This is a genomic window from Brevibacterium sp. 'Marine' (assembly GCF_012844365.1).
Taxonomy (GTDB): Bacteria; Actinomycetota; Actinomycetes; order Actinomycetales; family Brevibacteriaceae; genus Brevibacterium.
Genome location: NZ_CP051626.1, coordinates 1,664,242 through 1,676,492, shown reverse-complemented (window position 1 = coordinate 1,676,492; position 12,251 = coordinate 1,664,242). Strand labels below are relative to the sequence as shown.

17 protein-coding genes and 1 pseudogene are annotated in these 12,251 nt (G+C 63.6%); 6 read left to right on the top strand and 12 right to left on the bottom strand.

Going from position 1 to position 12,251, the window contains the following annotated elements; genetic code table 11:
• Positions 1 to 27: 27 nt before the first annotated feature.
• Together HF684_RS07455 and arfB are read left to right on the top strand one after the other, a co-directional pair.
• Positions 28 to 633, top strand: coding sequence for a 1-acyl-sn-glycerol-3-phosphate acyltransferase (locus HF684_RS07455; protein ID WP_169251983.1), 606 nt, complete (start codon positions 28 to 30; stop codon positions 631 to 633).
• A 1-nt stretch (position 634) separates the two neighbouring features.
• On the top strand, positions 635 to 1,078 hold the full coding sequence (gene arfB / locus HF684_RS07450; RefSeq protein WP_169253814.1) for an alternative ribosome rescue aminoacyl-tRNA hydrolase ArfB: 444 nt from the start codon (positions 635 to 637) through the stop codon (positions 1,076 to 1,078).
• Positions 1,079 to 1,119: 41 nt separating this feature from the next.
• Here arfB and HF684_RS07445 read toward each other — a convergent pair whose 3' ends face one another.
• Entirely contained in the window at positions 1,120 to 1,305 is a 186-nt protein-coding gene (locus tag HF684_RS07445) for an RNA-binding protein (RefSeq protein ID WP_169251982.1), read from the bottom strand.
• Positions 1,306 to 1,406: 101 nt separating this feature from the next.
• On the opposite strand from HF684_RS07445, the gene HF684_RS07440 reads away from it, so the two are divergent.
• Complete coding sequence (locus tag HF684_RS07440; RefSeq protein ID WP_169251981.1) at positions 1,407 to 1,904, top strand: DinB family protein; 498 nt, start codon at positions 1,407 to 1,409, stop codon at positions 1,902 to 1,904.
• A 188-nt stretch (positions 1,905 to 2,092) separates the two neighbouring features.
• Here HF684_RS07440 and HF684_RS07435 read toward each other — a convergent pair whose 3' ends face one another.
• From HF684_RS07435 to HF684_RS18755, 5 genes and pseudogenes are all read right to left on the bottom strand, one after another.
• The gene (locus HF684_RS07435; RefSeq protein WP_169251980.1) at positions 2,093 to 2,467 is read right to left on the bottom strand and encodes a peptidoglycan-binding domain-containing protein; all 375 of its coding nucleotides are present in this window, start codon (positions 2,465 to 2,467) and stop codon (positions 2,093 to 2,095) included.
• 334 nt (positions 2,468 to 2,801) lie between these two features.
• The gene (locus HF684_RS07430; protein ID WP_169251979.1) at positions 2,802 to 3,671 is read right to left on the bottom strand and encodes a GNAT family N-acetyltransferase; all 870 of its coding nucleotides are present in this window, start codon (positions 3,669 to 3,671) and stop codon (positions 2,802 to 2,804) included.
• On the bottom strand, positions 3,668 to 4,195 hold the full coding sequence (locus HF684_RS07425) for a GNAT family N-acetyltransferase (protein WP_248279166.1): 528 nt from the start codon (positions 4,193 to 4,195) through the stop codon (positions 3,668 to 3,670). Before HF684_RS07425 ends, HF684_RS07430 begins: the two co-directional genes overlap by 4 nt.
• A gap of 26 nt (positions 4,196 to 4,221) precedes the next feature.
• Entirely contained in the window at positions 4,222 to 5,202 is a 981-nt protein-coding gene (locus tag HF684_RS07420; protein WP_169251978.1) for an alpha/beta fold hydrolase, read from the bottom strand.
• Between the two features lie 91 nt (positions 5,203 to 5,293).
• Positions 5,294 to 5,368 (bottom strand): annotated as a pseudogene (locus HF684_RS18755) (nucleoside deaminase); the annotation flags it as partial.
• Between the two features lie 12 nt (positions 5,369 to 5,380).
• On the opposite strand from HF684_RS18755, the gene HF684_RS07410 reads away from it, so the two are divergent.
• Positions 5,381 to 5,854 (top strand): phage tail protein, encoded by a 474-nt coding sequence (locus tag HF684_RS07410; protein WP_169251977.1) that lies wholly within the window; start codon positions 5,381 to 5,383, stop codon positions 5,852 to 5,854.
• 35 nt (positions 5,855 to 5,889) lie between these two features.
• Here the strand turns inward: HF684_RS07410 and HF684_RS07405 are convergent, their stop codons facing one another.
• Positions 5,890 to 6,330 carry a YtoQ family protein gene (locus HF684_RS07405; protein WP_169251976.1) on the bottom strand — a complete coding sequence of 147 codons (441 nt, stop codon included), beginning with the start codon at positions 6,328 to 6,330 and terminating at the stop codon, positions 5,890 to 5,892.
• A gap of 364 nt (positions 6,331 to 6,694) precedes the next feature.
• Here HF684_RS07405 and HF684_RS07400 point away from each other — a divergent pair, with 364 nt between their 5' ends.
• Both HF684_RS07400 and HF684_RS07395 read left to right on the top strand, forming a co-directional pair.
• Positions 6,695 to 7,429, top strand: coding sequence for a dihydrofolate reductase family protein (locus HF684_RS07400; protein WP_169251975.1), 735 nt, complete (start codon positions 6,695 to 6,697; stop codon positions 7,427 to 7,429).
• 154 nt (positions 7,430 to 7,583) lie between these two features.
• On the top strand, positions 7,584 to 8,465 hold the full coding sequence (locus HF684_RS07395) for a helix-turn-helix transcriptional regulator (protein WP_169251974.1): 882 nt from the start codon (positions 7,584 to 7,586) through the stop codon (positions 8,463 to 8,465).
• A 16-nt stretch (positions 8,466 to 8,481) separates the two neighbouring features.
• On the opposite strand, the gene HF684_RS07390 is transcribed toward HF684_RS07395, so the two are convergent.
• The 5 genes from HF684_RS07390 to HF684_RS07370 form a co-directional block, all read right to left on the bottom strand.
• Positions 8,482 to 9,435, bottom strand: a complete 954-nt coding sequence (locus HF684_RS07390) for an oxidoreductase (protein WP_169251973.1) — start codon at positions 9,433 to 9,435, stop codon at positions 8,482 to 8,484.
• Positions 9,436 to 9,451: 16 nt separating this feature from the next.
• Positions 9,452 to 9,823, bottom strand: coding sequence for a DUF2255 family protein (locus HF684_RS07385; protein ID WP_169251972.1), 372 nt, complete (start codon positions 9,821 to 9,823; stop codon positions 9,452 to 9,454).
• A 70-nt stretch (positions 9,824 to 9,893) separates the two neighbouring features.
• The gene (locus tag HF684_RS07380) at positions 9,894 to 10,751 is read right to left on the bottom strand and encodes an aldo/keto reductase (protein ID WP_169251971.1); all 858 of its coding nucleotides are present in this window, start codon (positions 10,749 to 10,751) and stop codon (positions 9,894 to 9,896) included.
• 10 nt (positions 10,752 to 10,761) lie between these two features.
• Positions 10,762 to 11,190 (bottom strand): cupin domain-containing protein, encoded by a 429-nt coding sequence (locus HF684_RS07375; protein ID WP_169251970.1) that lies wholly within the window; start codon positions 11,188 to 11,190, stop codon positions 10,762 to 10,764.
• Between the two features lie 34 nt (positions 11,191 to 11,224).
• A complete protein-coding gene (locus HF684_RS07370; protein ID WP_348981440.1) occupies positions 11,225 to 12,241 on the bottom strand; it encodes an aldo/keto reductase in 1,017 nt (338 codons plus the stop codon).
• Positions 12,242 to 12,251: the final 10 nt, after the last annotated feature.

Here is a 12,251-nt window from a genome sequence, read left to right as displayed (position 1 = left end):
CCACTCGCGTGCTCTACCGTTGAGTTCATGATCCGACGCCTCCTCGCCCGCGCCTTCTGGACCTTCAGCAGGTGGAACCTCGTCACCGAGCCCGCTCCGAACCGTCCGACCATCCTCGTCGGAGCTCCGCACACCTCGAACTGGGACTTCGTCGTGATGCTCGCAATCGCGTGGCGCATGCGCGTCGACGTCCATTGGCTGGGCAAGCATTCCCTGTTCACCGGATGGCGTGGACCGATCATGCGCGGGCTCGGCGGGATTCCCGTTGACCGCTCGGATCCGAGCAAGATCGTCGACGAGGTGGTTGGCCGCATGCGTGACGGTGAGGTCTTCGCGCTCGTCATCACCCCGGACGGCACCCGCGGCGGACACACGCACTGGAAATCCGGGTTCCATCGCATCGCGATGTCCACGGGCATGCCGGTGACGTTGGGCTACCTGGATACCGCGACCGGGACCACGGGGCTGGGCCCGACCGTGGAGATGACCGGCGACATCGCCGCAGACATGAATCGGATCCGCGAATTCTACGCCGACAAGCGTGGAATCCGCCCGCACCTGCAGATCACGCCGAGACTGCGCGAGGAAGACTCCGCCGGTGACGATCGCGAAGGCGAAGTGGAGCCGAGCTGAGATGGACGGTGATCTGCGTGTTCCCGCCGGTCCGGGGATTCCTGCCGGACTGGTCGTCCCCGCATCCGAACTGTCCGAACAGTTCTCTCGGTCGTCCGGTCCAGGCGGCCAACACGTCAACACCTCTGATTCCCGAGTGCAGCTGAGCCTCGACCTGGCTGCGGCGAGCTTCCTCGCTGAGGTTCAACGTGATCGGGTGCTCTCTCGTTTGGCGCCACGCCTGTCAGGCACCGTGGTCACCGTGACTTCGGAGAGGCAGCGGTCGCAGCTGAAGAATCGTCAGGATGCGCGCTTGCGTCTGGCGCAGCTGCTGCGTGAAGCGTTGGCTCCGCCGGTGCAGCGGCGCGCAACGAAGCCGTCCCGCAATTCCCGCCGCCGGCGAGTGAAGTCCGAACAGCGGCGGTCGGAGATCAAACGCAACCGCCGCAGGCCCCGTCTCGACTGATTGCATCAACTCTCGGGCACGGGTCGTTGACTCTCCGCTGCTCAGACCCTCCGAATGTTCTTCGCCAGAGTCTTGAACCTCTCACCTGATGCTTGAATGACTGTGATCGTCACTGCACCGGTCGCGCTAGTCTTCAGATCAGCGACCGTCCCCGATTTCCCCTTATGGGTGCCGCCCTCGACCACACAAACATCACCATTTCTCAGATCCGGTTCGGTATCACTCATATCCGGTTCTCCTGACCTCATTCGTTGCTGACAATCGTATCCGCCGGACTGCCTTCGATGCGATGGTGACAGCAGCGGTGTCGAAGAGCAGAATGGGCGACATGAACAGCATCGACATTCTCACCGACCTGTCCCAGCGTCCCCTCCATGCGGCACAGGCGCTGCCCGACCTCTCCCCTGAACAACTCAACGACCACCTCGGCGGGCATCCGAATTCCGTCGCCTGGCTGCTGTGGCACAGCGGCCGCGAAATCGATGTGCAACTCTTCGACCTCACGGGTCAGCAGGAACAGTGGGAGGACTTCCGGGACAGATTCGCCCTCGGCGAGGCCGGCGATGGCTTCGGCCTCGGACATACTCCGGAGCAGGCATCGGAGATCCGTGTCGCCGATCAGCAGCTGCTCGTCGACTATCTCGCAGCCACACTGAATGCGTTCACCACCTACTTGGGGACACTGACCGAGGACGATCTCGACGAGATCATCGACGAGAACTGGACACCGGTAGTCACCCGCGGCGTCCGCATGGTCTCGATCATCGACGATGCGATCCAACATGTCGCACAGGCGGCTTTCATTGCCGGTGCACTCACACGCTGAATCGCAACACCGAGTCTTCGTCATATTGAAGGTCTGAGGCACCTTCTCAACGAAGGGCCTGGTCCGGAAGCTGGACGCGCTCGTCGCCTTCTCCCGGCATGTCACCCGGGCCCCGAAGTGACTCGGTTCGCTCCTGTCACCTGGCCGCAGTAAGCGGTTCCCGACGTCCATTACGCGCTCAGTTACGTTCAGATCACCCGCGAGGCAGCGGCCTGGAACGACGCCCATGTCTTGCTATCGACTTCACCGTCCGTGCGACCGATCCAGGGGTGGCGCTTCTGCCAGTCCTTGACTGCACTCAAGGTCGATCTATCAAACTTCCCAGTAACATCAATGCCCTCATATCCAAGATCCAGCAGATAGCATTGTGCCTGAGCAACACCCCGAAGCTCCGGCGGATCATCGCGCTCACCATATTTGATCGGATATCGATAGGCGGTATCGAATGTAGTGCAGATATCGAATGCCTGCGCCTGCGGCGCGACTGCTGCAACTCCCGCTAACGACAACATCGCGCAAGCAAGAGCACCGATCGAGCTGCGAATCACAATCGACCCTGACATGGCTTGTCCCTCCGTTTTCAAGAAGCAAATGGAAGCGATTTAGTGCGGGTCACGATACCAAATACAAGCCGCCTTGGCTGAGGGCCGAATCTGTGCCAAACGATGGTGTCGTCCGTGGAGTTCTCAGCGCTCGACCCAGATGCTCGGTACAGAGCCTACGCATGAGCGGCTCGTTGCCTCACTTCATCCCTTCACGGCTGATCAGAAGGCCAAGCCATTTGCGAGGGAATTTCCTCTATTCGACCTACATTCAAGAATCCAAGGAACGCTGAAGAATTGATTGCCCGAGGCTGTTCCAGCAGCGAGACAGCTTCCGGGATATTTTCGGTTTCGATCAGGGCCGGCAGAAGTCTCTGACTTCGCCGAGGATGCTCATCCCGGCAGACCGGTAGGTGGCGACGGCGGCGGTGTTCGACGAAGGAGTGGCCACGGTGATGCTCGAGGCTCCCGTCCCGCGCAGCGCCATGGCCGCGGCCAGTGTCATCTCAACCGCGAATCCGTGACCCCGGTGGTCGCTGTGGACGCCGAGTGGTTCGATGACGCCGGGGCGCCCGGGGCCCGCCGACCAGACGGTTGTGGCACCGGCTGGAGCGCCGTCGGCGTTATAGCCGACAAGGCATTTGGCCTGCTTGTAAGCGTGACCGCCGGCCATGGACCGCCAACGATCCGCGGTCAATGAGGACCCGGGAAAAGCCGAGGATTCGACCGCGATACGGTCGGCGATACGGTTATCTGCTCTGTCGGGGTCGACAATTTCGATCCGCAGGGTAACGGGTGGGATCGGTTCGCTCAGGTCTCGGCGAAGAGTGGTCCACGGTTCATCGGATCCCCATCCCGCCTCGATGAGGGTATTTTGCAGGGCGGAACCGAATCGAGCTTCGACGATACCCTTCCCTGCAGGAAGCAGTTCGGAGAGACCTCCGGTGAAGTCGGCCAAGACCGCCTCAGCGAGCGCTCGGTCATCGGCGTGATCGGGTGAGATGGCCATTCGGATGAGTTCGGACTCGTCGAGGAATCCGACAGCCGCGGGTTCGTCACCGACCCACCACACACGCAGGGCCGAGGCGAGCGCTTCGGCTCCGAAACGCTGATACCAGCCGAGGTCGCCGGGATGAACCTGGAGAGGCAGACCTTCTCGCTGCCAGGACGTGACCGTATCGATGATGTCCGGCAGGTCCATTGCGGTCGGAGTCAACATGGTCATTCGTCTGTCCACGCATCTGCGCGCCAGATACCTTCACCGTCGTCGATCTCGTCGGTCCGGTGAAGTCCGAGACGATCAGCGATTCTGGCGGAGGCGGCGTTGTCAGGACGGATGGCCGCACTCAGCGCGGTCACGTGGCGATCCGCCAGCCATTCGACCATGGCTCGGGCCGCCTCGGTGGCGAATCCCTGCCCTTGGCTGTCGACGCCGATAACCCACGCGATATCGGCTTGATAACCGGCTTCGGCTCTCGTCACTGTGGCCTGGACATATCCGACCGCAGTGAACTCAGCCGTTTCGCGAACGATCCAATTCAGCCAGCCGGCGTCACCGGTCGGTGAGGCACCTGCGGATTGGAGTGCATAGAGTCGTTCAAGTTCGGACAGGCTCGGGCTCGTCCCACCGGTATGGGTGTATAGGTCGGGTGAGGACAGTGTCTCCACCATCTCCGACGCGTGGTGGACTTCGAGCGGCTCAAGCTGCAACCTGTCGGTGACGGTGGGTGTCGCCTGTGGCCAATTCACGCTGCCGTTCGAGCTTTCTGCCGGGTTCACAGATTCGGCCCTCGTTCGTTTGAACGGGCCCTCGTCCGATTGCTGATGCGGGAGGCGAAATCGACGATTTCGGCTTCCGCCTCGGCGCGGGTGGACGGTTCATTGTGGACTTCGTGCCGGACTCCGGTGAAGACACGTGCTCGCACATCTTCGTGTCCGGTCTCGCGGAGACGATTGGCCACGTGATAGGCGCCTTCGCCGTAGTTCGCGACCGGGTCCTGGTCTCCGGCGAGGATGAGCACAGGCAGATCGGACGGGATTGTCGCATACCAGGAATCGGCGTTGGCTTCGTCATAAAGGTCGACGAATCCCTGTAGGAATCGTGCACTCATCGCAGCCCCGAAGTTATTGAAAGGGTCGCGCCCGTGGTCGGCGACGACAGCCTCATCGAGGGCGACCCAGGCGGTGGGGCCCGCGTCCGGACCGAAGCGTTCGATGAACCCGTCGAAGAGCTGACCTACCAGGTGCTCGGATGCGGGCTCGGCGCGCCGGTCGCCGGTGGATGCCTCGGCGAGTTCGGCGCGGTCGATGGTCTTCTCGATACCGCGCATCTGCGCGGCGATTCCGCACAGAGCCAGCCCGGCGAGGTCAGCTGTCGAATCGGAGGCCATCGCGCGTGCAATCATCGATCCCCAACTGTGGCCGAACACGATGTAGGGCAGGTTCGGAAGGATCTCACGGGTCTTGCGCTGCAGAGTAAGCTCATCGGCGACAACAACTCGAGCTGCGTCGTCACCGGAGTCGACCCAGATTCCCGACTGCATGGCCGTCCGACCGTGACCGGAATGGTCATCGGCGACGACTGCGAACCCTGCGTCGAGCAGAGTCGTGATGAGATGGAGATAGCGCCGAGAATGTTCGCCGAGACCGTGGATGATGTGCACGATGGCGCTCGGGGCTGCCGTCGGAGTGTAGAGCCAAGCATGGATCGTGTCGCGGTCGTTGCTCGAGGTGAAATCGATTTCGTGCAGGGCCAAGGCGAGACTCCTTCGTCGATGCCTATCTGGTGGTTCGACTCTATCGCAGGCTTCGGCCGTTGATGCCGTGCAGTCGCGCCTGCAACTCATGCACCTGCGCGCTGCTGCTGGCGCAGACGATGCGGCCGAGGCCCACCCACGCGTGAGCGGCCGAACACATCGGGCATATCCTTGACCCATGCCGTTCGAAGCCGTTTCATTCACCGATGTCTCCACCGCGGGGCTCGAGTCCTCCCCCGTCGCCGAGGCGCTGGCGGGCCTGCGTGCCAACGAGGCACGGTATTTCTCGAACAAGTACAAGCACACGTTCACCGTGGCCCCGGTCGCCGAGGCACAGGAAGCATTGGACTGGGTGGAGGAGATCCTTTCCTCCGAACGTGAGATCGTACCGACCTCGCCGGCTCTCGAAGTCAGCATCAATGATGTCGACGGCATCTATTGGGTGCACGTCTTCTACGAATCCGGACTGGCGGTCAATGTCCTGTGGACACGAGCAGACGATGGCAAGCGGGCCGTCGGCTTCAAACTTTCGGAGGGAATGGACGTGCCTCCCGAGCTGTCGGCATTCAAGTTCGCCCGTCAGAAGTCGAAACTCGCCGGTGAGATCCGCGGCTCCTTCTTCAAGATCAAGGGAGATCATCCCCTGCCGTAGCGGCCGCAGCTCATCGAGCTCAGTCCTCTTCGGGTTCAGGCTCTGAGGACATATTTCAGGGTTTCGACCACCTGATCGGTTGTCTGGCACCACGCCTTGGCTTCGGCATCGACTTCCTTGAGCGGATGCACGATGTCAGCATCGTGAAGGGTGACATAGGGTGTGCCGAGAGCTGCGCAATAGCCGGCGTCGAAGGCGGCATTCCACTGCTTGTACTTATCCCCGAAACGCACGACGACCATATCGGCCTTCTCGATCAGGGTGCGAGTGCGGATGGCATTGACCTTCGCCGACTGGTGGTCGCGCCAGTATGAGCTGTCATTCTCGCCGAGATGGTCACCAGCAGCATCACTGGCGGGGTGGTCCGTCACCGGAGCGGTGAACTCGATGCCGAGGCCGGCCGCCTCGGCGCCCTTTTGGATCTCCGCACGCCAATCAGTGTGTATCTCACCAGATAGGTAGACAGTGAAACTCATTTCGAATACTCCTGACTCGAGGGTCGATGGGACCGGACCGTCCCCTGCGACCTCCACCCTATCCAATGGCGGGAGTCCCCGTCGGGCTCCCGACTGCGGGCACTGGATCGTACGATCGACAACGACGTGAAGCCGGCAGCTCACGAGCTTCCACCCCGTTGTCCAAGTGTTCAACGACAGGCGAGGACCCGGCACGCGAGGGAGTCTCTCGCAGTACACCTTTCAAGCGGGACTCCCTCACACACCATAACTGTGGTGCCATTGAGGTCCGGCTCGCCCCGGAGCTGTCTGAACGACTCTCATACAATTTCGTCCGAAGTCCCGTGCCCGGCTCACGAACGTCAGACCACAGGAGGTCACACCCATGACTCGTCCACGCATCATCTGCCACATGCACATGTCACTCGACGGAAAGATCGTCGGCGACTACCTGCCGACCGACGTCGGCATGGCTTCCCAGCGGGAGTTCTATGCTCTGGCCTACGGCCCCGAGCGTCACTACCGCGGGCATAGAGGATGGCTCAGCGGCCGAATCACCACCGAGGACAACTTCACCCATTACCGCGAGCCCGCTCTGAACGAAGCGGCCGCGACCGTCCCCGACGGCGATTACATCGCAGTTCCGGATTCGACTATGAACTACTTCTCCATCGACCCGTCCGGCCAGCTGGGCTGGGAGAAGAACTCGATCGACTACTTCGATACCAATGCCCATGTCGTCGAAATCCTCTCCGGGAGGGCCAGCAACGCATACAAGGATCTGCTGCGCCGACTGGGGATCTCCTATCTCATCGCCGGAGACGACTCGCTCGACCTGGAGCTGGCCGTCGAGAAGATTGCGGAGAATTTCGGAGGTGAAGAGTTGATGCTCGGCGGCGGGGGCGGCGTGAACTGGTCCTTCATTCGCGCCGGACTCTGCGACGAAGTCAGCATCGTGCTCACCCCCGCCGCCGACGGTGCCAAGGGAGCCCAGACGCTGTTCGAAGCCGATGACCGCTACAGCGCCGCAGTGCCGACCGAGTTCGACCTGCAGGATGCACAGAAGCTCGACGATGGCAGCCTTTGGCTGCGCTACACCGTCAAGGGACCGATCAGTTGAGGACAGGCGGGCGCACGTCCCTATCGGTGGAGCTGACGCCTACCCCGTGTGCAGGTCCAGCCCTGACACGTGGAGCCCTCATCGAAAGCCGACGTGCAGTGCCAGGCCCTGGCAGTGACTGCCTCATGGCGACCCGTTGAATTATCGTTGAACCATGGACAATCGAGCCGAAACCCGCGAATTTCTTATGACGCGCCGGGCAAAGCTGAGCCCTGAAGACACCGGACTGCCAGACTTCGGCGGCATCCGCCGGGTCCCGGGCCTGCGCCGCGAAGAGGTCTCGCTGCTGGCCGGGGTCAGCGTCGAGTACTACACTCGCGTGGAACGCGGCGGGCTCGCCGGGGTCTCCGACGGCATCCTCGACGCCCTCGTCCGCGCGCTGCAGCTCGACGACGCCGAGCGGGAGCATCTGTTCGACCTCGCCCGGGCCGCTGGACCTGCGCCGAGGACGGCGCGGAAGAAGCGCGGCCAAGTCTCGGAAAGCCTCCAGAGGCTGCTGGACGGCATGACCGGCGTCCCGGCGTTCATTCGAAATGGCCGCCTCGACGTCCTGGCGATCAACGCGCTGGGCCAGATGCTCTACTCTGAGGCGTTCGTGCACGCCGCGCGGCCGGTGAACCTGGCCCGTTTCTGCTTCCTCGACGAGGGCGCGCATCGGCTCTACCCGGACTGGCAGAAGGCCGCCGATATCGCGGTCGCACTGCTGCATACCGAGGCCGGCCGAGACCCCTCCGACGAGGCATTGACAGAGCTGGTCGGAGAGCTGAACACGAAATCGGAGGATTTCCGCACCCTGTGGGCCAAGCACGACGTGCGGCTGCACCAGAGCGGCTACAAGGACTTCCGCCACCCCCTGGTCGGCGACCTGCGCCTGAGCATGGATGCTCTGGAGATGCCCGCCCAACACGGGCTGACGCTCACCGCCTACAGCGCCGAACCGAACACGCCCTCGGAGACGAGGATGCGGCGACTGGCCGAGCAGGTCCACGGCACCGGCGGCGCTCGCATCTCTGCAGGGGCGTCCGCTGCGGAATAACTCCGCTGCTTTGCGCTTACCCGGGCAGATCGGTGGCGGTGATCGCCGCCGAGATCCGCCATAGCTTCTCGGCGCCAGCGTGGTCGACGGCGTACGGCTCGACTCCGCCGGTCATTGCTCCACCAGACTCGAGGACGGCCGCGACGTCGCAGTCCTCGAGGAACAGGCCGCCCTGGCCCTCCAGCTCACCGGCCGTCGCCGCCCACAGCCCGGTCGCTGCTCCTTGGGACCAGGTTTTGAAGCCCTCCCCGATGAACTTGCCCTGCTCGTCGACCCAGCCCATGGCGACCTGCTCGGCGTGCGGGACGTCGCGCTGCAGTCCGGTGAGGATTTTGCCGGGATGGACTGTGAACGCTCTTACGCCGTCGCCGCGGCCACGGGCGTCGAGGCCCACGGCGAAGAGGCTGGTGGCGGTTTTCGACTGGCCGTAGGCCTTCCACTTGTCGTAGCCGCGCAGGAAGTGAGGGTCGTCCCAGCGGATGCCCGAGGCATGGTGAGCCGAGGACGAGTAGGTCACGACTCGCGCGCCCTGTGCGGCCAGCAGCGGGTAGAGCCGGGCGAGGAGGGCGAAGTGGCCGAGGTGGTTGACAGCGAGCTGGCCCTCCCAGCCCGGGCCGACGCGGCGCAATGGCGTGGCCATTACCCCGGCAGCGGTGATGACGATGTTCACGTTGCTGGTGATCTCAGCGATGTGCTCGGCTGCGCGGGCAACGGTGTCCAAGTCCCCGAGGTCGAGGCCGGACACTTCCTCGACTTCTTCAGCTGTAGGCGCGGAGCCGGGCCGCCTGACGGGCGCGATCACCCGGGCACCGGCGGCGGCGAGCGCTTTGACGCTCTCCGCGCCGAGCCCGGAGGAACCGCCGGTGACGAGGGCGGTCTTCCCTGTCAGGTCGACACCGTCCAGAACGTCAACGACGTCGCTGGACGCGTCGAAGCCGGTGCCGATCGGCCGCTGCTCCTGCGCGCTCATTCCCATGCCTTCTTGCTCATCGGGGGTCGACGCGGACGGTGGCCGCGCGAGTCCGGTCCGAGACCATCGGCGGCAGGTAGGGGCTGCCGGCGTACTTCTCGGAATACGCGGCATCGATGCTCTCATCGAGCTCGCCGGCGACCGGTGTGAACGTGACCTCGGCGTCGATGCCGCCGGCGGTGATCCGGCCCGCCTTCTGGTCCAGTGCGGACTGGTACCAGCGGGAGGCGGTGCCGTTGTAGGCGCGGACGTAGACCGCGCCGTCGACGATGACGGACCATATCCAGGTCAGCGTCCCGGGCGTCACACTGTCGGCCCGGTAGGGGGCGATGTGGAAATCGTCGGTGGTCGCGATGGTGTTCAGCTGCTTGATTGTCCAGGTACTCATGTTCTCGAGTCTCCTTTCACACGGACCCGCTGCCGGGCCGAGATGGCTCCGGCAGCGGGAACGCGGTTGGTCACTTTCCGCTGTAGACGGGGAAGGCGGCGGACTCGCCGTAGTCCTGGTCGTGCAGGCCCCGCAGGGCGCCCATGTCCTCATCGGAAATGGTGAAGTCGACTTCGGCGTTGGAACGCATGTGGTCGGGGTTCGCGGTCTTCGGCAGAGACACGGTGCCCAACTGGATCGTGTACCGGATGCACAGCTGCGGCACCGTCACCCCATACGCCTCGGCCATCGTCTTGACGTCGGGATTGTCGAGGATCTCGCCGTGCGCGATCGGGGAGTACGCCTCGACGAGTATGCCCTTGGACTCGCAGTAACTCAGCAGCTCCGACGGCGTATTGCCGGCATGGACCAGCAGCTGGTTGACATGCGGCGTGACCGTCGCGGTCTCCAACAGGCTGTCGAGATCGGACTGCAGGAAGTTCGACACCCCGATCGCACGGATCTTGCCTGCCTGGTGCGCCTCTTCGAGGGCCTTCCAGGCCTGGGCGTTGCCGTCGGCATAGTCGCCGTTGCGGAAGTCCTCCCACGGCTGCGGGGCATGGATGAGGAACAGGTCGATGTAGTCCAGGCCCATCGTCGACAGCGACTCGTCGATCGCAGCAACCGCGCCATCATAGTCCTTGACCTCCGCGGCGAGCTTCGTCGATACGAAGAGGTCCTCCCGGGAGACGCCTGAGGCACGCACACCTTCGCCGACGCCGCGCTCGTTGCCGTAGGCCTGAGCAGTGTCGATGTTGCGGTAGCCGATCTCGACCGCTGCCCTGACGGCGTCAGCAGCCTGGTCATCGTCGATGAACCACGTGCCCAGCCCCAGCTTGGGGATCTCGATACCACCGGGCAGGGTGTAGGTTTCGTTGAGAATGCTCATGATTATCATTTCACTTTCCGTTGTTTGACAGTTGGCCGTAGATCTCGTCAGTGACCGGCTCGAGCCATTCATTGCTCACGCCCTCGCCGGGGGTGATGAAGGCCAAGTGGGAGAACCACGCGTCGGCCTTCGCCCCATGCCAATGCTTGGTCCCGGCCGGCACGCGGATCGCCGTGCCCGGGACCATGCTGACCGGCTCCTCGCCCTCAGCCTGATACCACCCCGACCCGGCGGTGCACAGCAGGATCTGGTCCCCGCCGCCGTTTTCACCGTGGTGGATATGCCAGTTGTTCCGGCACCCCGGCTCGAACGACACATTAGACACGGGCACGCTGCCATCGGTCAGCGGGGCGAGGTAACTCTGCCCGATGAAGTACTGTGCGAAGGCCTCGTTGGACTCCCCGGTCGGGAAGATCTGGTCGAATCCGTTCTCACTCATTACATTCTCCTTCTATTCATGCGCGCCCGGCAGGTCACCAGGCGTAGGACTGCGGGGCGACGCCGGGACCGGGCCAGATCCGGTCCAACTCGGTCAGTGTCTCGGCGTCCAGCTCTATCGCCGAGGCGGAGGCCGTGGACTCCAGCTGTGCGACGGTGCGGGGCCCGGCGATGACGGCCGTGACGGCCGGCTGGTGCAGCAGCCAGGCTTGCGCGACATCGGATGGGTCATGCCCGATTTGGTTGCACAGTGCCTCGTACTCGGTGAGCTGGGCGGCGTACTGCTGGCGCTGCTGCTGCGCTCCGGATACGGTGCGGCGCACGGCGTCGGGGCCGGGCTCACTGCCTGCCAGCACGCCGCGAGCCAGCGGGCTCCAGGTCAGGAGGCCGATGCCGAAGTGCTCCAGCGCGGGAATCATCTCCTGCTCGATGGCCCGGTTAGCGAGGTTGTAGAAGCTCTGCTCCGACGCCAGACCGAACAATCCGCGCTGCTGGGCGGTCAGTTGGGCGGTAGCGACGTCCCAACCGGCGAAGTTGCTCGAGCCGACGTAGGTGACTTTGCCCTCGACAATGAGCTGCTCCATCGCCTGCCAGATCTCCTCGAATGGGGTACCCCGGTCGACGTGGTGCATCTGGTAGAGGTCGATGTGGTCGGTTCCCAGCCGGCGCAGACTAGCCTCACAGGCCCGTTTGATGTGGTAGGCGGACAGGCGGCGGTCGTTGGGACCGGTGCCCATCGGCTGGTAGGCCTTGGTGGCCAGCACGATCTCGTCGCGTTTTCCGGATTTCATCAGCCAGTCGCCGATGATCTCCTCGGAGGTGCCGAAGCCCTGGTTCATGTCCGGTGTCTGCGGACCGCCGTAGACGTCGGCGGTGTCGACGTGGTTGATACCGAGATCGACAGCGCGGTCCAGGACCTCGAATGCCTCATCCTTGCCGGTGGCGTCACCGAAGTTCATCGCGCCCAGCGCGATCCTCGAGACCAGCAGGCCGGACCGGCCCAGATGCGCGTACTCCATGGCTCTTGTCGTTCCCTCCTCGTGCCTGTTCATCGCTTGTGAT